The 22,218-nt window shown below is 68.7% G+C and carries 23 protein-coding genes; 10 read left to right on the top strand and 13 right to left on the bottom strand.

Annotated features, from left to right (window positions below):
- Positions 1-100 precede the first annotated feature (100 nt).
- Together C3Y15_RS15555 and C3Y15_RS15550 are read left to right on the top strand one after the other, a co-directional pair.
- A complete protein-coding gene (locus tag C3Y15_RS15555; RefSeq protein ID WP_011882339.1) occupies positions 101-757 on the top strand; it encodes a VC0807 family protein in 657 nt (218 codons plus the stop codon).
- Between the two features lie 86 nt (positions 758-843).
- Positions 844-1,710: a CPBP family intramembrane glutamic endopeptidase gene (locus C3Y15_RS15550; protein ID WP_014724797.1), complete on the top strand. Its 867-nt coding sequence runs from the start codon at positions 844-846 to the stop codon at positions 1,708-1,710.
- Between the two features lie 48 nt (positions 1,711-1,758).
- Here the strand turns inward: C3Y15_RS15550 and C3Y15_RS15545 are convergent, their stop codons facing one another.
- The 5 genes from C3Y15_RS15545 to C3Y15_RS15525 all read right to left on the bottom strand — a co-directional run bounded on the left by C3Y15_RS15545 (position 1,759) and on the right by C3Y15_RS15525 (position 7,459).
- Positions 1,759-2,739 (bottom strand): aldo/keto reductase, encoded by a 981-nt coding sequence (locus C3Y15_RS15545; RefSeq protein ID WP_059464082.1) that lies wholly within the window; start codon positions 2,737-2,739, stop codon positions 1,759-1,761.
- A gap of 154 nt (positions 2,740-2,893) precedes the next feature.
- Complete coding sequence (locus C3Y15_RS15540) at positions 2,894-3,568, bottom strand: MarC family protein (RefSeq protein ID WP_011882342.1); 675 nt, start codon at positions 3,566-3,568, stop codon at positions 2,894-2,896.
- 115 nt (positions 3,569-3,683) lie between these two features.
- Positions 3,684-4,484, bottom strand: coding sequence for an enoyl-CoA hydratase-related protein (locus tag C3Y15_RS15535; RefSeq protein WP_069246474.1), 801 nt, complete (start codon positions 4,482-4,484; stop codon positions 3,684-3,686).
- Between the two features lie 40 nt (positions 4,485-4,524).
- Complete coding sequence (gene paaK, locus C3Y15_RS15530; RefSeq protein ID WP_059560598.1) at positions 4,525-5,847, bottom strand: phenylacetate--CoA ligase PaaK; 1,323 nt, start codon at positions 5,845-5,847, stop codon at positions 4,525-4,527.
- Positions 5,848-5,905: 58 nt separating this feature from the next.
- Entirely contained in the window at positions 5,906-7,459 is a 1,554-nt protein-coding gene (locus tag C3Y15_RS15525; RefSeq protein ID WP_059623076.1) for a 3-hydroxyacyl-CoA dehydrogenase, read from the bottom strand.
- 86 nt (positions 7,460-7,545) lie between these two features.
- Here C3Y15_RS15525 and C3Y15_RS15520 point away from each other — a divergent pair, with 86 nt between their 5' ends.
- Complete coding sequence (locus C3Y15_RS15520) at positions 7,546-7,950, top strand: hypothetical protein (RefSeq protein WP_124260076.1); 405 nt, start codon at positions 7,546-7,548, stop codon at positions 7,948-7,950.
- Between the two features lie 39 nt (positions 7,951-7,989).
- Positions 7,990-9,078: an ionic transporter y4hA gene (locus C3Y15_RS15515; protein ID WP_011882346.1), complete on the top strand. Its 1,089-nt coding sequence runs from the start codon at positions 7,990-7,992 to the stop codon at positions 9,076-9,078.
- A gap of 79 nt (positions 9,079-9,157) precedes the next feature.
- Here C3Y15_RS15515 and C3Y15_RS15510 read toward each other — a convergent pair whose 3' ends face one another.
- The 3 genes from C3Y15_RS15510 to C3Y15_RS32540 form a co-directional block, all read right to left on the bottom strand.
- On the bottom strand, positions 9,158-10,063 hold the full coding sequence (locus tag C3Y15_RS15510; RefSeq protein WP_014724790.1) for a LysR substrate-binding domain-containing protein: 906 nt from the start codon (positions 10,061-10,063) through the stop codon (positions 9,158-9,160).
- 171 nt (positions 10,064-10,234) lie between these two features.
- Positions 10,235-11,203, bottom strand: coding sequence for a LysR family transcriptional regulator (locus tag C3Y15_RS15505; RefSeq protein ID WP_011882348.1), 969 nt, complete (start codon positions 11,201-11,203; stop codon positions 10,235-10,237).
- Positions 11,204-11,497: 294 nt separating this feature from the next.
- Positions 11,498-11,626 (bottom strand): hypothetical protein, encoded by a 129-nt coding sequence (locus C3Y15_RS32540; protein WP_014724788.1) that lies wholly within the window; start codon positions 11,624-11,626, stop codon positions 11,498-11,500.
- Here C3Y15_RS32540 and C3Y15_RS15500 point away from each other — a divergent pair.
- The 4 genes from C3Y15_RS15500 (at position 11,565) to C3Y15_RS15485 (ending at position 15,815) form a co-directional block, all read left to right on the top strand.
- Positions 11,565-12,740: an HPP family protein gene (locus C3Y15_RS15500; protein WP_041494115.1), complete on the top strand. Its 1,176-nt coding sequence runs from the start codon at positions 11,565-11,567 to the stop codon at positions 12,738-12,740. The two genes, C3Y15_RS32540 and C3Y15_RS15500, sit on opposite strands and share 62 nt — an antisense overlap.
- Positions 12,741-12,851: 111 nt before the next feature.
- On the top strand, positions 12,852-13,265 hold the full coding sequence (locus tag C3Y15_RS15495) for a helix-turn-helix domain-containing protein (protein WP_011882350.1): 414 nt from the start codon (positions 12,852-12,854) through the stop codon (positions 13,263-13,265).
- Between the two features lie 28 nt (positions 13,266-13,293).
- Positions 13,294-15,081: a chloride channel protein gene (locus tag C3Y15_RS15490; protein ID WP_060091254.1), complete on the top strand. Its 1,788-nt coding sequence runs from the start codon at positions 13,294-13,296 to the stop codon at positions 15,079-15,081.
- 401 nt (positions 15,082-15,482) lie between these two features.
- Complete coding sequence (locus C3Y15_RS15485; protein ID WP_174479779.1) at positions 15,483-15,815, top strand: hypothetical protein; 333 nt, start codon at positions 15,483-15,485, stop codon at positions 15,813-15,815.
- Between the two features lie 121 nt (positions 15,816-15,936).
- Here C3Y15_RS15485 and C3Y15_RS15480 read toward each other — a convergent pair whose 3' ends face one another.
- Together C3Y15_RS15480 and C3Y15_RS15475 are read right to left on the bottom strand one after the other, a co-directional pair.
- Complete coding sequence (locus C3Y15_RS15480; RefSeq protein WP_011882353.1) at positions 15,937-16,257, bottom strand: pyrimidine/purine nucleoside phosphorylase; 321 nt, start codon at positions 16,255-16,257, stop codon at positions 15,937-15,939.
- 163 nt (positions 16,258-16,420) lie between these two features.
- Positions 16,421-17,323 (bottom strand): LysR substrate-binding domain-containing protein, encoded by a 903-nt coding sequence (locus C3Y15_RS15475; RefSeq protein WP_014724784.1) that lies wholly within the window; start codon positions 17,321-17,323, stop codon positions 16,421-16,423.
- A 180-nt stretch (positions 17,324-17,503) separates the two neighbouring features.
- Here C3Y15_RS15475 and C3Y15_RS15470 point away from each other — a divergent pair, with 180 nt between their 5' ends.
- Both C3Y15_RS15470 and C3Y15_RS15465 read left to right on the top strand, forming a co-directional pair.
- On the top strand, positions 17,504-17,737 hold the full coding sequence (locus C3Y15_RS15470; protein WP_011882355.1) for a hypothetical protein: 234 nt from the start codon (positions 17,504-17,506) through the stop codon (positions 17,735-17,737).
- Between the two features lie 42 nt (positions 17,738-17,779).
- Complete coding sequence (locus C3Y15_RS15465; protein WP_011882356.1) at positions 17,780-19,102, top strand: MFS transporter; 1,323 nt, start codon at positions 17,780-17,782, stop codon at positions 19,100-19,102.
- Between the two features lie 85 nt (positions 19,103-19,187).
- Here C3Y15_RS15465 and C3Y15_RS15460 read toward each other — a convergent pair whose 3' ends face one another.
- The 3 genes from C3Y15_RS15460 to C3Y15_RS15450 form a co-directional block, all read right to left on the bottom strand.
- Positions 19,188-20,291: a porin gene (locus C3Y15_RS15460; RefSeq protein ID WP_011882357.1), complete on the bottom strand. Its 1,104-nt coding sequence runs from the start codon at positions 20,289-20,291 to the stop codon at positions 19,188-19,190.
- 63 nt (positions 20,292-20,354) lie between these two features.
- A complete protein-coding gene (locus C3Y15_RS15455) occupies positions 20,355-20,879 on the bottom strand; it encodes a DoxX family protein (RefSeq protein ID WP_224056731.1) in 525 nt (174 codons plus the stop codon).
- 61 nt (positions 20,880-20,940) lie between these two features.
- Positions 20,941-22,218 carry a cytochrome c gene (locus C3Y15_RS15450; protein WP_011882359.1) on the bottom strand — a complete coding sequence of 426 codons (1,278 nt, stop codon included), beginning with the start codon at positions 22,216-22,218 and terminating at the stop codon, positions 20,941-20,943.

Below are 22,218 nucleotides of genomic sequence, written 5' to 3'. Positions count from 1 at the left end.
GCCCCACACCGCCGCCAACACCCCACACCCCACGCACGGGGTCCGACTTCGATATACTCGAAACGCCTTCACAGCCGCGCGCCCGCCGCGCCCCGCTCCCGTGAAACCACGCGCCGGCCTGCTCCTCGAACTCGTCGTCAATCTGCTGCTGCCCTGGGTCGCCTACCGGGTCGCGCATCCACATTTCGGGGAAACCGGCGCTCTCTACGCGTCGGCGGTTCCGCCGATCGTCTGGTCCGTCGTCGAATTCGTCCGCTCCCGCCGCGTCGATGCGGTGGCCGCGATCGTGCTGCTCGGCATCGCGCTGTCGCTCATCGGCATGGCGCTCGGCGGCGACGCGCGCACGCTGCTGATGCGCGAATCGCTCGCGTCCGGCTCGATCGGCGTCGTGTTCCTGTTGTCGCTGTTTCGCGACCGGCCGCTGATCTTCTACCTCGCCCGTGCCACCGTCGCACGCGAAATGGCCGGCGGCGCCGAGCGCTTCGAGACGGTCTGGGCCGAGCAGCCGTACCTGCGCCGCATGCTGCGGCTGATGACGTTCGTGTGGGGCACCTGCATGACGCTCGAGATGCTGCTGCGCCTATGGATGGTGATGACGTGGCCCGTCGAGCGCGTGCTGGTCGTGTCACCGATCATGGGCTACACGGTGTTCGGCACGCTGCTGCTGTGGACGTTCTGGTATCGGCGGCGCATCCGCGAGCGCAACAGCGTCGACATCCCGACCCGCGACGGCCTCACCGAAACCGCGGGCCGCTGAGCGCTCGCGCCGCGACGCTGCGGCGCAGCATCGCGACTTCGCTGAGGTATGATGCGCGGCGTCCCGTTCGCCCGTTGCATCGCCCCATGTCCCTCTCGCTGCTCCCGCTCGCCACGATCTGGCTCGCGCTGTTCACGGCCGCCGCACTCGCCTGGCTGCGCCCGCTGCACGGTACCAGCGTCGCCGTCGCCGGGTTCGGTTATGCGCTCGCGCTCGCATTCGGCAAGCTGGCGCCGATCGCGCTCGCGCCCCTCGCGCTGCTGGCCGCCGCCGCGTGGGGTGTCGCGCCGCGCCGGCCGCTCGCCGTGCGGATCGCCGCGCACCTCGTGTTCGCGGCGCTCGCGATCGCGCTGAGCCTGCACCTGATACCGGGCTTCCACAACCCGCGCGTGATCGCGCCGACGCGCTTCACGCCGGATGCCGTGCCGTTCACGATGTACCTGAATTTCGACAAGCCGCTGGTCGGCCTGTGGCTGCTGTGGACGCTGCCGTGGGTGGCGCCCGAGGTGCCCCTCCGGCGCGCGCTGCGCGTCGGCGCGATGGCGGCCGTCGGTACGGCAGCCGCTTGCCTCGTCGGCGCGCTCGCGTTCGGGATGGTCGGCTGGGCGCCGAAATGGCCGGCCTCGGGCTGGCTCTGGCTGGTCAACAACGTGCTGCTCGTGACGCTCGCCGAAGAGGCGCTGTTCCGCGGCTACGTGCAAGGCGGGCTGACCCGCGCGCTCGGCCGCTTCCGCTGGGGGCCGTGGGCCGCGCTGGCCGTTGGCGCACTGCTGTTCGGCGCCGCGCACGCGGCGGGCGGCTGGCCGTGGATCGCGCTCGGCACGCTCGCCGGCGTCGGCTACGGGCTTGCATGGCGACGCGGCGGCCTCGTCGCCGCCGCGCTCGCGCATGCCGGGCTGAACGCGATTCACTTCGGGCTGTTCACCTACCCGATGCTCGCCGCCGCGCACTGAACGCCGAACCGCGCGGCGGCGCCGCGCCACTCCGGCTCAGGCGACGGCTCAGTTGAAGCCGGCCACCGCGTGCGGCACGTACGGACCTTCGAGCGCCGCGATCTCGTCGTCCTTCAGCTTCAGTTGCAGCGCGCCGAGCGCATCGTCGAGATGATGCGGCTTCGAGATCCCGACGATCGGCGCGGTCACGCCGCGCTTGTGCGCGACCCACGCAAGCGCGACCTGCGCCCGCGGCACGTTGCGCGCGGCCGCGATCGCCGCGACGGCTTCGACCACCGCGCGATCGGCGTCGGCCGTCGCGTCATAGAGCCGCTGGCCAACCGCGTCGCTCTGCTGCCGGCCGGACGTCTCGCTCCAGTCGCGCGTCAGGCGGCCGCGCGCGAGCGGGCTCCACGGGATCACCGCGATGCCTTCGGCCTCGCACAGCGGCAGCATTTCCCGCTCCTCCTCGCGATACAGCAGGTTCAGGTGATTCTGCATGCTGACGAAGCGCGTCCAGCCATGCTGCTTCGACGTGTACAGCGCCTTCGCGAACTGCCACGCGTACATCGACGACGCGCCGATGTAGCGCGCCTTGCCCGCCTTCACGACGTCGTGCAGCGCCTCGAGTGTCTCCTCGATCGGCGTGGCGTCGTCCCAGCGATGGATCTGGTACAGGTCGACGTAGTCGGTGCCGAGCCGCTTCAGGCTCTGGTCGATGTCGGTCATGATCGCCTTGCGCGACAGGCCCGCGCCGTTCGGCCCCGGCCGCATCCGGTAGAACACCTTGGTCGCGATCACGACGTCGTCGCGCTTCGCGAAGTCGCGCAGCGCGCGGCCGACGATCTCCTCCGACGTGCCGTCCGAATACATGTTCGCGGTATCGAAGAAGTTGATGCCGGCCTCGATCGCGCGCCGGATGATCGGGCGGCTGTCCGCCTCCGGCAGCGTCCACGGATGCGTGCCGCGCGACGGCTCGCCGAACGTCATGCAGCCCAGCACCAGCTTCGACACGTCCAGCCCGGTCGATCCGAATTTCACGTATTGCATCGCACGCCTCGTCGTTGAAGTGGAATGGCGGCCGCACGCGCATCGCGCGCCGGCCGGACGCTGGATGGTATCCCGTCGCGCGCGAACGCGCCGGCGCCGCCGCACCACGCGGGGCCGACGCCGCGCCGGCCGATGCGGCCCACGACGAAGCGGCTTACTTGATCTGGTCGGCGAGCGGCTGGAGGAACTCGGAGAAGCCGGTCAGCATGATCTGCACGCCGATGCACAGCAGCAGAAACGCCGACACGCGCTTCGCGACCTTGGTGCCTTCGGTGCCGAGATAGCGCGCGAGCAGCGCGGCGCGGCTGTAGGTCAGCCAGATCACGACCGCAACCAGCACGGACACCGTGATCGACACGATGCTCGACAGCATGAATTCAGACAGCTTGTGCGTGCGGTTTGCGTTCAGCGCGATCGCGGTGGCGATCGAACCGGGACCGACGGTCAGCGGCACGGTGAGCGGGAAGAATGCGCGCGTCATGATTGCGCTCGCATCGATCGGCTTGATCGGCGTGTCGCCGCCGCCGGCCGGGCCGTCCGGCTCGTTGAGCATCTGCCAGCCGGCGACGGCGACCGCGAAGCCGCCCCCGATGCGCAGCGCTTCCATCGAGATCCCGAAGAAATGCAGCACCGGCGTGCCGGCGAAGAACGCGACCAGCAGCACGATGAACGCGTTGAACGCCACCTTCTGCGCGAGCAGGTTGCGCTCGTGTTCGGTCAGCGCCTCGGTACGCTCGAGGAACAGGAAGGCGATGCCGATCGGATTGATGATGCCGATCAGGCCGGTGAAGCCGAACAGGATCTCGGAAACAAGACGGTTGACGATCATCGGGGAAATCAACGGACAGGGCTGGGCCGGCGGCGTGCCGGGGGTCACGCATTGTAGAGCAAGCGCCCGCGCGCGCGCCGCAAATCGTGCGGCGCCGCAGCCGGCCCGCGCCGCCTTATTCGACGCCCGGCTCCCACGCCGGCGGCCGCTTCGCAAAGAACGCGGCGAACCCCTCCTTCGCTTCGGCCGTCGCGCGCACGCGCGAGATCGTCTGCGCGGTGAATGCCGCGCGCTCGGCCGACGGCGGGTATTCGCCGATCGCATCGAAAAAGCGCTTGATCTCCATCAGCGCGTTCGGCCCGTTGCGGCTCAGCTCGGCGAGCGTGCGCTCGAGCGTCGCATCGAGCGTATCGAGCGGCACGGCCTGATGGATCAGGCCGATCGCGACGGCTTCGCTCGCGCCGAGCTGCGTCGCGGTCAGCGCGAGCCGGCGCGCCTGGCGCTGGCCGACCGCCTCGACCAGATACGGGCCGATCACCGCCGGCAGGATACCGAAGCGCGCCTCGCTCACCGAGAAGCGCGCCTGATCGCTCGCGATCACGATGTCGCAGGCCGCGCACAGGCCCACGCCGCCGCCGAACGCGTGGCCCTGCACGCGCGCGACGGTCGGCTTCGCGCAGTGCCGGATCGCACGCATCATCGCCGCGAAGCGCTCGGCGTCGCGCAGGTTCGCGGCCGCATCGTTCGCGCTCGCGCGCTGCATCCACTGCAGGTCCGCGCCGGCGCAGAACGCGCGGCCGTCGGCACGCAGCACGATCGCGCGCACGTCGTCGCGCGCGCCGAGCGTCGTGTAGGCGTCGGTCAGTTCGGCGATCATCGTCTCGTCGAACGCGTTGAGCACGTCGCCGCGCCGCAGCGCGACGGTCGCAATGCCGCGCGCGTCGACCGCGACGGCCAAAGTCTTCAATCCATCCATCGAACGGGTTTCCTTGGGGTAGAACGGGTGACGGTCGGATTCACGCCGCCTGACGGCGGTCGATCACGCGCCGCGCCTTGCCGGTCGCCGTCGTCGGAATCCCGCCCGCCGCGAGCACGGTCACGCCGGCCGATACGCCGATCATCGTCTTGATCCGGTGCTGCAGCTCGCGCGCGATCGCCGCGCGATCGCCGTCGGTCATGCCGGCCGCGGCTTCGGAGCGCAGCTCGACCGCCAGCTCGAGCCGGTCCATGTGACCGTCGCGCGACAGCGTGACCTGGAATTGTCCGGACAGCTGGGCCTGCGCGACGACGATCTCCTCGATCTGGCTCGGGAACACGTTGACGCCCCGCACGATCAGCATGTCGTCGGAGCGGCCGGTGATCTTCGCGAGCCGGCGCATCGCGCGCGCGGTGGGCGGCAGCAGCGCCGTGAGGTCGCGCGTGCGGTAGCGGATCACCGGCATCGCCTCCTTCGTCAGCGACGTGAACACGAGCTCGCCCGCGCTGCCGTCCGGCAGCACTTCGCCGGTGACCGGATCGATGATCTCCGGATAGAAATGGTCCTCCCAGATCACCGGGCCGTCCTTCGTCTCGACGCATTCGCACGCGACGCCCGGCCCCATCACCTCCGACAGCCCGTAGATGTCGAGCGCGTCGATGCCCGCGCGCGTCTCGACTTCGTCGCGCAGCGCCTGCGTCCACGGCTCCGCGCCGAAGATGCCGATCTGCAGCGACGAGTCGGCCGGGTCCATCCCCTGCCGCACCATCTCGTCTATCAGGTTCAGCATGTACGACGGCGTGACGAGGATGATCTTCGGCTCGAAATCGCGGATCAGCTGCACCTGCTTCTCGGTCTGCCCGCCCGACATCGGCACGACCATGCAGCCGAGCCGCTCCGCGCCGTAGTGAATGCCGAGGCCGCCGGTGAAGAGCCCGTAGCCGAACGCGTTGTGCAGCGTGTCGCCCGGCCGGCCGCCGGCCGCGCGGATCGAGCGCGCCGTCACGTTCGCCCACGTGTCGATGTCGCGCGCGGTGTAGCCGACCACGGTCGGCTTGCCGGTCGTGCCGCTCGACGCATGCACGCGCACGACCTGCTCGCGCGGCACCGCGAACAGGCCGAACGGGTAGTTGTCGCGCAGGTCGTTCTTGGTCGTGAACGGGAACTTCGCGAGATCGGCGAGCGTGTGCAGGTCGTCCGGGTGCACGCCCGCCGCGTCGAACGTCCGGCGATAGTGTGCAACGTTGTCGTACGCGTGGCGCAGCGACCACTTGAGGCGCTCGAGCTGCAGCGCCTGGAGTTCGTCGCGGCTGGCGGTCTCGATCGGCTCGAGCGCGGCGGCGGGATGCGTCGGGTGAGTCATGGGGTGCTCCTCCAGTGGAGTGATGTCGTTGTCGTGATCGAGGGGATGCGGGCGGCGGCTAACGGAACGTGCGGCCGGCCGCGTGCAGCGCGGCGATGCGCGGCGACACGCGATAGCGGTCCTCGCCGTAGCTCGCCGCGAGATGGGACAGCACGCGATGCACGCGGCCGATGCCGATCGCATCGGCCCACGCGAGCGGGCCGCATGGGTAGTTCACGCCCTTTTCCATGGCGAGATCGAGATCGGCGGGCGAGCACACGCCCTGATTGACGGTGTCGGCCGCCTCGTTCGCGAGCATCGCGACGGTGCGCATCGCGACCATGCCGGGCACGTCGCCGACGCCCACGACGCGGAACCCCGCCTGCTGGAACAGGCCGACCGCATCGGCGTAAGCGGCGTCGCTGCACTGGAGCGCACGCGTGAGCGCGACCAGGCCGGCCCGAGCGTAGTCGCGTGCAAGATCGACGAGCACCAGATCGGTCACGCCGGTTTGCGCGGCGCGCAGCGTCGCGGTACGGCCGTCGGTCAGCGCGATCGACGCGCGGCCGGCCACCGCGATCAGCTCGTCGGCGTGTGGGCCGTCGCGGCGTGCGGAGCCGATGCGCTCGGCAAAGCGCGCGTGGAGCGCCACAGCCGGGCCTTCCTGCTCGAACAGCACGACGTCGGCCGGTGCGGCGCAAGGCGCTTCGAACTCGGGCGCCGGCGGCGGCGCGTCGGGCGCGTACGAGTAGAAGCCGCGCCCCGACTTGCGGCCGAGAAAGCCGGCGTTCACGAGTTCCTGCTGAATCAACGACGGCGTGTAGCGCGGATCGTTGAAGTACGCACGGAACACCGACTCGGTCACCGCGAAGTTCACGTCGTGACCGATCAGGTCCATCAGCTCGAACGGCCCCATCCGGAAGCCGCCGGCGTCGCGCATCACGGCGTCGATCGACGCCGGCGTGCCGCCCTGCTCGTTCAGCACGCGCAGCGCCTCCGCGTAATACGGGCGCGCGACGCGGTTCACGATGAATCCCGGCGTCGATTTCGCCATCACCGGCCGCTTGCCCCACGCGGCGGCCGTGTCGTACAGCAGCTGTGCGACCTCCGCGGCCGTCGCGAGCCCGCTGACCACCTCGACGAGCGCCATCAACGGCGCCGGATTGAAGAAGTGCAGGCCGGCCACGCGCTGCGGCGCGCGCAGGCCGGCTGCGATCGACGTGATCGAGATCGACGACGTGTTGGTGGCGAGCACGCAGCGCTCGTCGACATGGCGTTCGAGCGTCGCGAAGATCTCGCGCTTCACGTCGAGCCGCTCGGCCGCCGCCTCGACGATCAGCGCGGCGCCGGCGAACTCGGCCAGCGCGCGCACGGCGCGGATGCGGCTGCCGGCTGCGTCCGCCTGCGCCGGCTCGAGGCGGCCTTTCTCCGCAAGCCTCGCGAACTGCGCACGAATGCCGGCGAGCGCCTTGTCGCACGCGGCCTCGTCGAGGTCGTACAGCAGCACGGTATGACCGGCCGCCGCCGCGACCTGCGCGATGCCCGCGCCCATCGCACCTGCGCCGATCACGCCGACGAGCGCCGATGGCGCCAGCGCGCCCGAGTTCACCGAATGTGCAGAAGAAACAGCCATCGCTTGCGATCCGTCATGAAAGTGGAAGTGCGAGCGATTATAAACCGACCGGTCGGTAGATTTATGTCGGGGCCAGCCCGAATTCGTTGGGCAATGCCGCTTTACGGAAACTGCAGGAAAGGAATCATGCGGCAACGGGACGCTTTATCGAACGAAAATTCACTAAATCTCTGGAAAATCGCGCAGTAGACCTTCAACGTGTGATAAAATCCGACAAATTGCAGCATCCCTGGGGAACCGCGCGCAGCCGCCTCTCGTCGCCGTGGCGGCGTTCGGGTCGGTCGTCGGCCGGTCTGCCTGTCGGCCCGCGCATCCCGTCATCGGTACCCGGTCGCATCAACCCGCTTCATCCAGCGACGGGCTTCGGCCCGCCCGCACCCCTCGCCGCCCCGCTGCGGCAGACCCGACGCAGCACGGCTTCGTGCTGTCATCCGTCGAGCTTCATCGTCATCGTTCGGCGCATCACCCGGCCGGGCTTCGTCAACCCGTGACGGCGCGTCTCGCGCCGCCGCTCGCATAGGAAACCGTTCATGCCGATTTCGTCCAATCAGCTGCCGCGCTGGACCCTCTGGGCTCCGCTCGCCGCATGGCTCGTCCTCGCGCTGTCGCGCGCCGTGCCGGCCGAAGGCCTCGTCATCGCGGTGTTCGCGGCCGCGCTCGCCGGCGCCGTGTTCGCCGCGGTCCATCACGCCGAAGTCGTCGCGCACCGCGTCGGCGAACCGTTCGGCACGCTCGTGCTCGCGGTCGCCGTGACCGTCATCGAAGTCGCGCTGATCGTGTCGGTGATGCTCGGCGCCGGCCCGGAAAAGTCGGGCCTCGCGCGCGACACCGTGTTCGCCGCCGTGATGATCATCTGCAACGGCATCGTCGGGCTGTGCCTGCTGGTCGGTGCGTGGAAGCACGGCGAGCAGGATTTCCAGGGCCGCGGCGCGAGCAAGGCGCTGGCGGTGCTCGCCTCGCTGTCGGTACTGTCGCTCGTGATGCCGAACTACCTGAACGCGGCGCCCGGCCCGCAGTTCTCGAATTCGCAGCTCGCGTTCGCGGGCGTGTCGTCGCTCGTGCTGTACGGCGTGTTCGTGTTCGTGCAGACGGTTCGCCATCGCGACTACTTTCTCGCCAGTCACGACAGTGCGAACGAATCGATCCACGCGACGCCGCCCAGCGCGCGCACCGCGGCGGTCAGCATGCTGCTGCTGTTCGCGAGCCTCGTCGCCGTGGTGCTGCTCGCGAAGCTGCTGTCGCCCGCCGTCGAGCACGCGGTGATGAAGCTCGGCGCGCCGGAGGCCGCCGTGGGCATCGTGATCGCCGCGCTCGTGCTGTTGCCCGAAGGGCTCGCGGCCGTCACCGCCGCGCGGGCAAACCGGCTCCAGACCAGCATGAACCTCGCGCTCGGCTCGGCGCTCGCCAGCATCGGGCTGACGATTCCGACCGTCGCCGCCGTGTTCATCTGGGTCGGACATCCGCTCACGCTCGGCATCGGCCCGATGGAAACCGTGCTGCTGGCGCTCACGCTGCTCGTCAGCACGCTCACGCTGAGCCAGGGACGCACGACCGTCCTGCACGGCGTCGTGCATCTGTCGCTGTTCGCCGCGTACCTGTTCCTGTCGGTCACGCACTGAGCGGCGGGCCGCCCGGCGCAACGGCGGCGCTGCGCCGCGCCCGCAACGCGCGGCGCGCTCGCCGCTTCAGCCCGCCGGGCTAGACGCCGTCGGCCGCGCCTTCGGTCAGGAACTGACCGACCATCGCGTTGAACACCGGCAGCGCCGGATTGTCGTTGTCCGCGCGCCACGCGAGATACAGCTCCGCCGCCACGTCGACGCCGGCCACCGGCCGGAACACGACCCCGTCGACGTGCAGCTCGCGCGCCGACGCCGGCACGAGCGCCGCGCCGAGCCCGGCGCGCACCAGGCCGAGTATCGTGTGCGTCTGCCCGACGTAATGCAGGTAGTTCGGCAGGCGTCCGGCACCGGCGAACATCCCCGAAATCATGTCGTGGAAGTACTTCCCTTCGTTCGGCGAGTAGGCGATGAACGGCTGGCGGTCGAGTTCGTCCGGGCCGATCCGCTCATGCGCGGCCAGCGGCGAGCCCTGCGCCACCGCGACGAGCATCGGCTCGCGCTGCACGAGCCGGTATTCGAGCGGATGACGCGCGGCGCGCTGGCGCACGAAACCCGCATCGAGCATGCGCGACGCGAGCGCGTCGATCTGCACGGTCGACACCATTTCGCGCAGCTCGACATCGACGTCCGGTAGCGCGTGGGCGGCGTGTGCGAGCAGCGCCGGAATCATCCGGTATGCACTGACGGCCGTGAAGCCGAGCGTGATCCGCCCCTCACGGCCGTGCGCGACGCGCTGCGCGGCCTGTTCGGCCCGCGCGGAAAATTCGAGGATGTGGCGGGCGTCGCGCAGAAAGCGCTCGCCGGCTGCCGTGAGCCTCACCTGCCGGCTGCTGCGCTCGAGCAGCGCGATGCCCAGCGCGTGTTCGAGCAGCTGGATCTGCCGGCTGAGCGGCGGTTGCGTGATGAAGAGCCGCCGGGCCGCGCGGCCGAAATGCAGCTCCTCGGCCACCGCGACGAAGCAGCGAAGCTGGTTCAGTTCAATCATTCGCGTCCTGAATCGATCGATAGCACATCGATGTTAGACCGATATCGATTCGATTCCCATCCGCAGCGGACGCGATGCGCGGCGTGCGGCAGCTTCGAGCGGATTGGCGTCACGCCGCGTGAAGCGCGGAAAGTGCAGGCAGCGCCGCCCGGCGTGCCCGCACGGCGAGCGTCACGCGCTCTGACGAGCAGCCGGCATCTGCGCGAGCGTGAGCCGGTCGAGTTCGCGCAGGTCGTTCTCCAGCGCCGGCGTGAGCGTCGTGCGCAGATGGTCGAGGAACGTGCGGATCTTCGCGTCGAGATAGCGGCGTGTCGCATACACCGCGTAGACGCTCACCGTCTGCAGCCGGTATTCCGGCAGCACGCGGATCAGCCGCCCTTCCCGAATGTCGTCGAGCACCGTGTACAGCGCCACGCAGGCGATCCCGCGCGACGCGCGCACGGCCACGCACAGCGCGTCCGGCACGTTGACCTGGAACGGCGCGGGCTGCAGCTCGTAGACCGTCTCCTCGCCGTCGCTGCGCTCGAGCCGCCACTCGCTCGCCGGCGACGCGGGCGTATCGAGGCGCAGGCAGACGTGGTTCGGCAGGTCGTCGGGCGTCTGCGGCGTGCCGTGACGCGCCAGATACTCGCGCGACGCGACCAGCACGCTGCAGCTGGTGCCGCAGGTTTGCGCGACGTAGCCGGAGTCGGGCAGCTGCGACGCCGTCACGATCGACACGTCGTAGCCTTCCTCGACGAGGTTCGGCATCCTCTGCGCGAGCGTCAGCTCGACCGACACGTCCGGGTTGTCCTCCTGATAGCGCACGATCGACGACACGACGTGACTCTGCCCGAGCCCCGTCATCGCGTGAATGCGCATCTTGCCGCTCGGCCGCAGCAGCGCGTTGCGCGCTTCGGCATTCGCATAGTCGAACTCGGCCAGGATCGACTTCGCACGCTCGAAGTAGCGCTCGCCGCTTTCGGTGAGGCCGAGATGGCGCGTCGTGCGATGCAGCAGACGCGTCTGCACGTGCGCTTCGAGGTTCGAAACCGCGCGCGACACCTGCGCGGTGGTCGCATCGATTTCTTTCGCGACCGCGGTGAAACTGCCGGCTTCGACGACGCGCACGAACAGGCGCATGTTTTCGAGCATGTCCATTGAATTGGCTTTGGGAGTGTCGGTGAGGAAACGTCGGCAGCGCTCGCGTCAGGCGGGGTTCGACTCGGGCGCGCAGACCAAGCGCACGCGATCGCCATGCCGGGGTACGGGCGGGAGAGCGGTCATCGCGTGCGTGCTTGTGGCATATCGGGGAATTCGGTGGCCTGAATTGTACGCCGCCGCACACGAATTTTGTGCAATTGCGTCGTGCGAATCTTTCATCAGATGAAATGTTTGCCGCGCACTCCGTACGTCCCGCACCCGCAACGCGTTGACGCAGCGGCACATTTTGTATCACAACGCGATATAATCTGCGGCTTCCTTGCGCTGGATCAGCGCCGCCTCTTTTTTGTATACGTCCATGTCGTCTGGCCCCACTCCGTCGCCGCGCCGCACGCTGCGCCAATGGCTGCACAGCTTCATTCCCCATCCGATGACGCTCGGTTGGCGCGAGCGCATGCGTTCGTGCACGGGCGCGCTCGTCGGCATCGCGACGGTCGGCGTGACGATGCGGCTGCTGCCCGGCGTACCGGGGCTCGTGCCGCTGCTGGTCGCGCCGATGGGCGCGTCGGCCGTGCTGCTGTTCGCCGTGCCTGCCAGCCCGCTTGCGCAGCCGTGGTCGATCGTCGGCGGCAATCTCGTCGCGGCGACGGTCGGCGTCGCCTGCGCGCAGTGGATCACCGATCCGATCACGGCGGCCGCGGTCGCCGTCGCGCTGGCGATCGGCGGCATGTTCGCGCTGCGCTGCGTGCATCCGCCGTCCGGCGCGGTCGCGCTGACGGCCGTGCTCGGCGGCCCGGCTATCCACGCGCTCGGCTTCGGCTTCGTGGTCGTGCCCATCGCGCTGCAATCGGCCATTCTGCTGTCGGCGGCGCTCGTCTATCACGCGCTCACCGGCCATCGCTACCCGCACGGCGGCGTGCGCCCCGACGCGCAATCGCAAGCCGGTGGCGCCGCGCCGCGCGGCGGCTTCACGCGCGCCGATCTCGATGCAGTGCTGAAGCGCCGCGGCGAATGGCTCGACGTCGATCCGGACGACCTCGAAACGCTGCTGCGCGAAACCGAAATGCAGGCGTATACGCGCACGTTCGGCGAGCTGCGCTGCGCGGACCTGATGACGAAGCACGCAATCGAAGTCTCGCCGTCCACGTCGGTGACCGCCGCGCTGACACTGCTCGATCGCCATCGCGTGAAAGCGCTGCCGGTGGTCGACGGCGAGGCCCGATTGATCGGCATCGTCACGCGCGCCGACCTCACGCGCCCGTGGCGCCGCCCGCCGCCGCTGTGGCAGCGGCTGTCCGCGCGGCTGCCGCAATCGTTCGGCGGCCAGCCGGCGAGCGTCGCGTCGGTGATGACGCGCGACGTCGCATGCGTGCCGCAGACCATGCCGATCACCGCGCTGGTGCCGCTGTTCACGCATTCGGGCCATCACCACATTCCGGTCGTCGACGCGTCGCGCCGGCTGGTCGGGATCATTACGCAGACGGACCTCGTCACGGGCCTGTACCAGCAAACCCGCATGCGAGAAGCCGCGTAATCGTGTAACCGCCACCGACGATGAAAATACAGCCATTTCGCAGAAAAACGGCCTATTGTATCATGTTGTGATATATTTTGCGCTATCGAAACTGCCTGCACACCGACTGCGATGACCGATACCCGACGCGCCCTGACCAAAAGCGATTTCCAGCAACTGTCCGAGTTCCGCTACCAGATGCGCCGCTTCGAACGCTTCTCCGAACGCGCCGCCCAAAGCGAAGGCGTGACGCCGCTGCAATACCTGCTGCTGCTGCACATCAAGGGCTATCCGCATCGCGAATGGGCGACCATCGGCGAACTCGCGGAGCGCCTGCAGGCGCAGCATCACGGCGTCGTCGCGCTGGTGACGCGGTGCGAGGCGCTGGGGCTCGTGCGGCGCAAGACGAGCGAAGCCGACCGCCGCCAGGTCGAGGTACACCTCGAAGAAGCGGGCGAGACGCTGCTCGCGCGCCTCGCGGCGATGCATCGTGCCGAGCTCAAATCGCTCAAGGGCACGTTCCAGGTCCCGCAGATCGATTTCTGAACCACCTATTATCACCCTTCCGACTCCGATGAACGCACCGCACAAACGCGATTTCTCGACCAACGAGCGCCTGCCCAGGATCGCGCTGCTGGCAGCCGTGATCGGCCTGCTCAGCACGCTGGCCGCATTCGTGCTGTTGAGCCTGATCCATCTGTTCACGAACCTGTTCTTCTTCCAGCAGTTTTCGTTTGCGGATCGTTCGCCGGCCGCCAACACGCTCGGCGCGTGGGTGATCGTGGTGCCGGTGATCGGCGGGCTGATCGTCGGGTTGATGGCGCGCTTCGGCTCCGAGAAGATCCGCGGCCACGGCATTCCGGAGGCGATCGAGGCGATCCTGTTCGGCAAGAGCCGCATGTCGCCGAAGGTGGCGGTGCTCAAGCCGCTGTCGTCGGGCGTCGTGATCGGCAGCGGCGGTCCGTTCGGCGCCGAAGGCCCGATCATCATGACGGGCGGTGCGCTCGGCTCGCTGATCGCGCAATGCGTGCACGTGACGGCCGCCGAGCGCAAGACGCTGCTCGTGGCCGGCGCGGCGGCCGGCATGACCGCCGTGTTCGGCACGCCGGTCGCGGCCGTGCTGCTCGCGGTCGAGCTGCTGCTGTTCGAATGGCGCCCGCGCAGTTTCCTGCCGGTCGCGCTCGCGTGCGCCGTGGCCGGCTTCGCGCGCGCCCTGTTCTTCGGCGTCGAGCCGCTGTTTGCGCTGACCACCGCGTCGCCGACGCCCGTCGCGCTGCTGTCGTGCATCGCCGCCGGCTTGCTGTCGGGGATGCTCGCGTGCGGGCTGTCCGCTGCGCTGTACCGCGTCGAAGACGGCTTCGCGAAACTGCCGGTCCACTGGATGTGGTGGCCGGCGCTGGGCGCGGTGGTGATCGGCATCGGCGGCTGGCTCGAGCCGCGCGCGCTCGGCGTCGGCTACGACGTGATCGGCGATCTGCTGCACCAGCACATCGCGCTGAAGATCGCACTCGCGCTGTTGATCGTGAAGGCCGTGATGTGGGTGATCGCGCTCGGCTCCGGCACCTCGGGCGGCGTGCTCGCGCCGCTGCTGATGCTCGGCGCGGGGCTCGGCACCGTGTTGTCGCCGGTGTTGCCCGGCGGCGATCCGGCGCTGTGGCCGCTGGTGTGCATGGCCGCCACGCTCGGCGCCACGCTCGGCGCGCCGTTGACGGCGATCGTGTTCGCGTTCGGCCTCACGCACGACGCGAACGCGCTGCTGCCGCTGCTCGCGGCAACGCTCGTCGCGCACGGCTTCGCGACCGTCGTGATGAAGCGCTCGATCATGACGGAGAAGATCGCGCGCCGCGGTTATCACATCTATCGCGAATACGGCGTCGATCCGCTCGAGCGGCACGACGTGGCCGAAGTGATGACGCCGGCCGAGGCGCTCGTCGCGGTCGACGGCGCCACGACGCTCGACGCCGTCGACGCGCAGTACTTCGGCGCGAAGCAGACGCATCGCGCGTACCCCGTCGTGCAGAACGGCCGTCTGCTCGGCGTCGTCGATCGTGCAACGCTCGACGCGCATCGCGCGCAAGCCGGCCCCGGCGCCACGCTCGCCAGCGTATTCGCCGAGCGTGCGCCGGCGGTCGCGCAGGCGCACGAGACGTGCCGCGTGGTCGCGTCGAGGCTCGCGATGCTCGGGCTCGAACGGCTGCCGGTCGTCGACGATCCGCAGTCGCTGCGCATCGTCGGCATCGTGTCGCGCAGCGACCTGATCAAACCCGCGCTCCAGCACTTCGACGACGAGCACAAGCGCGAGCGGTTCCGTCCCGTCGTACCGGTCAACCTGCGCAACGCCCGCGCACGCAACGCCGGCTGAGCGCCGCGGCGTGCGCACTGCCCCGCCGTCCCGCGCCCCGAACATCGTCGCGTTTAAACTTCGTTAACAATTCGTCAGACGAAATTTTGTCATCATGATGCTCATGCGACGGGGCCACCATTCAGCCATTCCACTCGTCATTCAATAAAGACGCGGCGCGACTTGCAGGCACATGCAGCGCGCCGCCGTATCACACCACCACACCCTCGGGGCAGCGAGCGGACCACGCAGCGCATCGTTGCGCATGCAGCGACACCGCGAACGTGCGGATTGCAGTTTGGCAAGCGCGTTAACAACTTGTTGCGCAATCGCCGGAACCGCATATGTCGGACGCAATCTCACAAGCACGCAGTTCTGCTGCGCATCCCACTCAATCAATCACGACTCGAGGGAGATACAACGTGAATCTGAAATATTTACCGTTCATCGCACTGACCGTGGCAATTTCTGCACATGCGGCCGATCCGGCCATGCAGAACGTGGGACAAAGCCAGAAGCCCGCGCAGGACGTGTCTGCGTGCATCGCGAAGACCTGGGCCGACAAGTCGCAGCAACAGGTGATTTCGCAGAACGTGCTGGCCAATGGCCTCGCGACCGACGTATACGCACCGGGCCAGCAGCCGCCGAACGGCGCCGCCGCGATGGTGCGCCCGGCGCGGCAACCGGGCGCCAAGACGTGGGTCGGCATGCGCGGCGACGCGGCATCGGCCGGCGACATCAACGCCTGTCTGTAACGGCGAGTCGGACGGCCTTGCGCCGTCCCGATGCGACAAGCCCCGCTTCTGCGGGGCTTGTCATTTTTGCGCGCCGGCCGCGCGCACCCGGGCATCGTGGCCGGCGCGCCTGCATTCGCGCTTACAGGTAGCTGCAGACGTAGTCGAGCGTGTCGAGCACCTCGATGTCGAAGCGACTGTTGCCGGGCACCGAGAACGATTCGCCGGCGCCGTAGGTTTGCCATTCGCTGCTGCCCGCGAGCTTCACGCGGCACTTGCCGGCCTGCACTTCCATCAATTCGGGCGCGTCCGTGCCGAAGTTGAGCGCGCACGGCAGGATCACGCCGAGCGTCTTGCGCGTGCCGTCCGGGAAGAGCACGGTATGCGACACGCACTTGCCGTCGAAATAGACGTTCGCGCGCTTGACGACCGATACGTTGTCGAATTGGGTTGCACTGGTCATGTGATGCCTCTGATTGCTGGATGCCGGTTGGCGTGTTGTCGAAAGCCGGCCGGGGCGGCAGGCCGGCCGCTATGATACCGGCTCGCAGGCGGCGGTCGATCGGCCGCCGTACCGGATCATCCGGATTTCCCTCCAGTCCGTCGTGCGCGACGTGCCATGCGGTTCATCGCAGCCCCTTGCGACGCGCGGAATCGCGCAGGCAATCGAGCAGCATCGCGGCGGCCGGCGTGAGCGGACTGTCGCGGCGCGTGACGACCTGAACCGACACGGCGGGCAGCCGCTCGCGAATCGGCAGCACCGTGAGCCGGTCGCGCGCCCATTCGCCTTGCAGCAATTGCTCGGGCATCGACGCGAGCAGATCGCAGCCGGTCATCAGGCTGTGCGCGAGCCCGAAGCTCGGACATTCGACGATCCGCTGCGGCAGCGGCAACCCATACGCGACGAACGAATTGAACAGCACCTGGGTCGAGCTTTCCGGCGACGGATTCATCAACCAGTCGGCATCGACGAGCTCGGCGAGCGACGTGGCCGACGCGAGCGGATGCTCTTTGCGCGCGACGATCAGCGAGCGGCTCGCGTAGAGCTCCGCGTGATCGAATTCCGCCGCGAGCAGTTCGGGCACGACGACGGCCACCGCGAAATCGAGCGAGCCGTCGTGCAGCCGCGGCAGCGCGACGCCCGGAAAGCCTTCGATCAGGTTGACGCGCGCGACCGGAAAGCGCCGCCGAAACGCGCGGAACGCATCGGGCAGGATCGTCACCGCGGCGGCCGGCGTGATCGCCGCGGCGACCGAGCCGGTCATCGCGCCCTGCGCCTGCTCGATGTCGTCGCGCGCCCGCTGCATCTCGGCGACGATCAGCCGTGCGCGCACCTGCAGTTGCTGACCGAACGCGGTCAGCTGCACGCCGCGCGCGGTACGCACGACGAGCGACACGCCGAGCGCGATTTCCAGCTCCTTGACCGCCTTCGTCAGCGCTGCCGGCGACACGTTCAGGCGCCGCGCGGCCGCGCGGATGCTCCCTTCGTCCGCAACGGTGACGAATGCTTTGAGTTGATGGTATTTCATGGGGACACGCGTGAATCGGGGAAGCCCGCGCCCCGCGACGCAGGCCGGCTCGGGGTATTCCCGGGCGGCAACCGGTGGTGAGCACCAAAGCAATTTAGCAGCTTCTGGTGCGCGAAAGAAATTTATATGCTTGCTCGTCATATGCGTATCGAGCATCCCACCGCGCCGCCAGGAGAGTCCATGCTGCAAGCCGTGAACCCCGTCATTCCGGGCATCGCCGCGATCGCCGCCGAGCCGGTCGACGCGCGTCGCCGCATCCACGCTCACCCGCACCCCGCATTCGAGAAGACGCTCGCGAGCGCTGCATTCGGCGGCTGCATGGCGCACGACCGCGGCCATGATTTCTATGACGATATCGTCGCGATCGCCACGAGCGAGCGGGTGCGCGCGGCCGAACGCCGGCTCGCGGCCTGACGGCCTTCATCACGCAAGTCTGCGCCTCAGCAGGGGAACCACATGGAAACGTCCGCCCTTCCGCTCGCCGGCTCGCCGGCCGATGCGCGCGCCGCCGCGCACAAGCGCCGCCTGATCGCGGCCGCCGCCGTCGGCAATGCGCTGGAGTTCTACGACTTCACGGTCTACAGCTTCTTCGCGATCCTGATCGGCAAGCTGTTCTTTCCGGTGCATTCGTCGTTCGGGCAATTGATGCTGGCCGTCGCGAGCTTCGGTGTCGGCTTCGTCACGCGGCCGCTCGGCGGCCTCGTGATCGGCATGTACGCCGATCGCGCCGGCCGCAAGAACGCGATGATCGTCACGCTGCTGCTGATGGCGCTCGGCACCGCGACGATCGCGGTCGCGCCGACCTTCGCGCAGATCGGCATCGCCGCGCCGCTGTTGCTGGTGCTCGCGCGCCTGCTGCAAGGGTTCGCATCGGGCGGCGAAGTCGGCGCGTCGACGACGCTGCTGCTCGAACAAGCGCCGCAGCATCGCCGCGGCTACTACGCGTCGTTCCAGTTCTCGAGCCAGGGGCTCGCCGCGCTGGCCGGTGCGCTCACCGGCGTCGCGCTGACCTCGACGCTCACTGCCGCGCAGCTCGAAAGCTGGGGCTGGCGCGTGCCGTTCGTCATCGGCACGCTGTTCGTGCCGCTCGGCTACTGGCTGCGCCGCACCGTCGACGAAGTGCCGGCCGCCGCGCCTGCAACGCACGCCGCGCAACCCGCGGTCGCATCGCTGCCGCTCGCCGACGTGCTGCGTCATCACGGCAAGGCCGTGTTCGCGGGGCTCGGCGTGACGATCGGCGGCACGTCGATCCACTACATCATCGTGTTCTACATGGCGATCTACGGCGTGCAGGTGCTGCACCTGCCGACGTGGCTGTCGATGACGGCCGGTTGCGTCGCCGGCGCGATCCTGATGCTGGTCACGCCGATCGGCGGCTATCTGTCGGACGTCTACGGGCGCAACCGGATCGTCTGGTGGACGCGCATCGCGCTGATGGTCGCGATCTATCCGGCGTTCATCGCGTTGAATCGCTGGCCGGGCGCCGCGTCGCTGCTGTCGATCATCGCCGCGCTGTCGATCGTGCACGCGATCAACATCGGCGCGACCGGCGCGATGCTCGGCGAGCTGTTTCCGCGTGCGGTGCGCGCGACCGGCGGCGCGCTGGTGTACAGCGTGGGCGTCGCGATCTTCGGCGGCTTCGCGCAGTTCTTCGTCACGTGGCTGATCGCGGCGACCGGCAATCCGAACGCGCCCGCGTGGTATGCGATCGGATGCGGCACGCTGACGCTGCTCGCGATCCGCTGCATGGACGAGAAGGCCGGCAAATCCCTCGATTGAGCGGCGCGTGACGCGCCTGCTGTGAACGACCGCGGCAACGCACGGCCCATCATCGTCCGTGCATTGCCCGCGGCTCGCGCGACGTTCAGAACGTGTGCATCATCCCGACGTAGGCGCCGGTCTGCGATTCGCCGGTCAGCGGGCTCGTGCCGGACGTCGCGTCGCGCGGCGATGCGAGCAGCGAGAAGTTCGAATTGCCGCCGTTGCGCACGTACGCGACCGTGCCGTACAGGAAGGTGCGCTTCGACAGGTTGTAGGTCGTGCCGAGCACATACATCATCGCGTGGCCGGACGGATCGTGCGAGGCATCGCCGCCGCCGTCGCCGACCTTCACGTAGTAGCCGCCGCCCGTCACCGCCCACTGCGGCGTGGCCGTGTAGGTCGCGCCGAGCCAGTAGTGATCGGCACGGTCCGCGACGCCGGCCGGGCTGTCCGGCGCCTGGTAGTGCGTATACGCGCCCTGGATCTTGAACTGCGACACCTTCACGTTCGCGCCGACGAAATACTCGCGCGACGCCGTGAAAATGTTGCTCATCTTGCCGTTGCGGTCGCGCAGCTCGTCGTAGATGCCGCGCACGTCGAGCAGCGGCGAGTGGTACGAGATCATGATCCCGTCCGAGCGGCCGAAATCGTCGGCCGCGCCGTAGTTGAAGCCGCGCGACTGGTTGCCGAACGCATACTGCGCCTGCACGTCGAAGCCGCCGATCACGGGGCTGTGATATTCGACGTTGTTGCTGCTCTGCTGCCAGTTGCGGCCGCGCACGAGCGACGCCGACGAAAACGCCTGCTGGACGAACGGATCGAATTCCCACACGCCGTCGCTGTCGATGAACAGGTTGCGGCCGGCCTGCAGCTGGCCCCACGTGTCGCTCTTCAGGCCGACGTACGCGCGGCGCGACCACATGCGTCCGCCGCCCGTCGTGCCGTTCATCACCTGGAACGCGGTTTCCAGATTGAAGACCGTCGACATCCCGCCGCCGAGATCCTCGAAGCCCTTCAGGCCGAACATGCTGGTGCCCCAGTCGCCGCCCTCCGCACTCCAGCGCGTCGCGCTGCCGCTCGGCGTCGCGATGTGGTTCAGGTATTCGACGCCGCCGTCGATGCGGCCGTACAGCGTCACGCTCGTCTGCGCGAGCGCGGTGGCCGGCGCGGCGGCTGCCATCAGCCATGCGAAGTGTTTGAGTCGCAAAATGATGCCCCCTCGGAGTCTCGACCGTCCGGCACGCGCCCCATGCGCGTGCCGGCGGCCCGTTCATCCTCGATCGACCGAAAAACGTCCGGGGCCTGCCGCGCACAGTGCGAGCAGGCCGCCGGCGATCGCGATGTTCTTGTAGAAATGAATCATGTTGTCGATCTGCGCGCCGCCCGTCATCGTCCAGTAGCGATGGCCGATGAGCGCGGTGCCGATCGTATACAGCGCCAGCAGCAGCGCGAGCGCGCGCGTCTGGAACCCGACCAGGATGGCGATGCCGGCGAACAGTTCCATCACGACGGCGATCGCCGCCGAGACGATCGGCGCCGGCGCGCCTTCGCTGCCCATGAACGCGATCGTGCCGGAGAAGTCGACGATCTTCTTCCAGCCGAACATCACGAACAGGATCACGAGCAGGATGCGGGACAGCAGCAGCAGCACATCGCGCTGGGACGCGAGAAACGGTTGATTCGGTGTCATGGTGTGATCAACGAAAGCGGTGCGCGCAACCGCACGCACCGGATTGCCTGTGAACCGGGGCGGGCGACGCTCGCGCCGCCCGCCCCGCTCTGCAACAACCGGCATCGGGGCCAACCGATGTGCTGTGCTCCTCCTGTCGTCCGTGTTGCCGCGACTGCCGCGCGCGTCAGCGCGCCTTCGCGACGTCCTGCTCGGTCACCTTCGCGGCCGGGTTGCCGAACTGCCCGGTCAGGTAGTTCGTCAGCGCGGCGATCTGCGCATCCGACAGCTCGTTGCGGAACGCGGGCATCCCGACGTCCTCGCTGCCGGCCTTGCGCTGCACGCCGTTCAGGATCACCTGCACGAGGTTCGACGGATTCGACGCACCGACCGTCGAGTTGTGGAACAGCGACGGGTAGTAACCGTCAGGCGTGCCCTTGCCCTGCATCTGATGGCAGGTCGCGCAGTTGCCGAGATACAGCCGCGCCGGATCGATGCCCGACGACGCAAGCCCGACGCCGCGCAGCTTCAACCCGTCCTCGGCCGGCTTGCCCCACGACGAACGCGACTGCTTCGCATCGCCGTCGGCGACGGCCGGCACCGTGCGGATATACGTCGCGATCGCGCCGATGTCCGAGTCGGTCATCTTCGAGAAGCTGTGCTGGACCGCCTCGGCCATCGGGCCGGCCGCCTGCGCGAGCCCCGGCACGCTGCCGGTGCGCAGATACTGGACGAGCTGCTGCTGCGTCCAGCCGCCGATCCCGGCGTTCGGGTCCGACGTGATGTTGTAGCCGTCCCAGCCCGCCAGCACCGAGCCCGACAGGAAGCTGCCGCCCGTTTCGTCGAGCGACTTCTCCTGCATCGCGATGCCGCGCGGCGTGTGGCACGTGCTGCAGTGCGCGAGGCCCTGCACGAGGTACGCGCCGCGGTTCCACTCGGCGCTCTGCGATGGCTTCGGCTGGTACGCGCCGTCCTTCAGGAACAGCCAGTTCCAGATCTTCAGCGGCCAGCGCGCGCTCAGCAGCGCGGGGATCTCGTTCTTCGGCGGCGTCTGGCGGACCGGCTCGACGCCGTGCATGAAGTACGCGTACAACGCCTGCACGTCGTCGTCGTTGATCTTCGCGTACGACACGTACGGCATCGCCGGATACAGGTTGTCGCCGTTCTTCGACACGCCGTGGCGCACCGCGCGCTCGAAGTCCTCGAAGGTCCACTTGCCGATGCCGGTGTCCGGGTCGGGCGTGATGTTGCTCGTATAGATCTTGCCGAGCTTCGGCACCGGCATGCCGAGGCCGCCCGCGAACGGCTTGCCGCCCTTCGCGGTGTGACATGCCATGCAGTCGCCGGCGACGGCGAGATATTCGCCGCGCTTGATCTGCGCAGGATCGGCCGAGTCGGCCGCGCGCGCGAAGCCCGGCAGCGCGAGGCAGCCGGCCACGAGGAAGGTGAGAGTAGATTTCCGCAC

Source organism: Burkholderia sp. B10, from assembly GCF_004368385.1.
Lineage (GTDB): Bacteria > Pseudomonadota > Gammaproteobacteria > Burkholderiales > Burkholderiaceae > Burkholderia > Burkholderia vietnamiensis.
The sequence above is the reverse complement of the archived record's forward strand: the minus strand, read 5'-3'. Positions and strand labels throughout refer to the sequence as shown.

Excerpts from the sequence above, each read along its gene's own strand:
- C3Y15_RS15540 (WP_011882342.1), bottom strand. The coding sequence starts at position 3,568 with ATGATCGTCAACCGTCTTGTTTCCGAGATCCTGTTCGGCTTCACCGGC.
- C3Y15_RS15470 (WP_011882355.1), top strand. The coding sequence starts at position 17,504 with ATGCTGCAAGCCGTGAACCCCGTCATTCCGGGCATCGCCGCGATCGCC.
- C3Y15_RS15535 (WP_069246474.1), bottom strand. The coding sequence starts at position 4,484 with ATGGATGGATTGAAGACTTTGGCCGTCGCGGTCGACGCGCGCGGCATT.
- C3Y15_RS15455 (WP_224056731.1), bottom strand. The coding sequence starts at position 20,879 with ATGCCGGTTGTTGCAGAGCGGGGCGGGCGGCGCGAGCGTCGCCCGCCC.
- C3Y15_RS15515 (WP_011882346.1), top strand. The coding sequence starts at position 7,990 with ATGCCGATTTCGTCCAATCAGCTGCCGCGCTGGACCCTCTGGGCTCCG.
- C3Y15_RS15505 (WP_011882348.1), bottom strand. The coding sequence starts at position 11,203 with ATGGACATGCTCGAAAACATGCGCCTGTTCGTGCGCGTCGTCGAAGCC.
- C3Y15_RS15475 (WP_014724784.1), bottom strand. The coding sequence starts at position 17,323 with ATGAAATACCATCAACTCAAAGCATTCGTCACCGTTGCGGACGAAGGG.
- C3Y15_RS15500 (WP_041494115.1), top strand. The coding sequence starts at position 11,565 with ATGTCGTCTGGCCCCACTCCGTCGCCGCGCCGCACGCTGCGCCAATGG.
- paaK (WP_059560598.1), bottom strand. The coding sequence starts at position 5,847 with ATGACTCACCCGACGCATCCCGCCGCCGCGCTCGAGCCGATCGAGACC.
- C3Y15_RS15545 (WP_059464082.1), bottom strand. The coding sequence starts at position 2,739 with ATGCAATACGTGAAATTCGGATCGACCGGGCTGGACGTGTCGAAGCTG.
- C3Y15_RS32540 (WP_014724788.1), bottom strand. The coding sequence starts at position 11,626 with ATGAAGCTGTGCAGCCATTGGCGCAGCGTGCGGCGCGGCGACGGAGTG.
- C3Y15_RS15465 (WP_011882356.1), top strand. The coding sequence starts at position 17,780 with ATGGAAACGTCCGCCCTTCCGCTCGCCGGCTCGCCGGCCGATGCGCGC.
- C3Y15_RS15480 (WP_011882353.1), bottom strand. The coding sequence starts at position 16,257 with ATGACCAGTGCAACCCAATTCGACAACGTATCGGTCGTCAAGCGCGCG.
- C3Y15_RS15525 (WP_059623076.1), bottom strand. The coding sequence starts at position 7,459 with ATGGCTGTTTCTTCTGCACATTCGGTGAACTCGGGCGCGCTGGCGCCA.
- C3Y15_RS15495 (WP_011882350.1), top strand. The coding sequence starts at position 12,852 with ATGACCGATACCCGACGCGCCCTGACCAAAAGCGATTTCCAGCAACTG.
- C3Y15_RS15550 (WP_014724797.1), top strand. The coding sequence starts at position 844 with ATGTCCCTCTCGCTGCTCCCGCTCGCCACGATCTGGCTCGCGCTGTTC.
- C3Y15_RS15510 (WP_014724790.1), bottom strand. The coding sequence starts at position 10,063 with ATGATTGAACTGAACCAGCTTCGCTGCTTCGTCGCGGTGGCCGAGGAG.
- C3Y15_RS15490 (WP_060091254.1), top strand. The coding sequence starts at position 13,294 with ATGAACGCACCGCACAAACGCGATTTCTCGACCAACGAGCGCCTGCCC.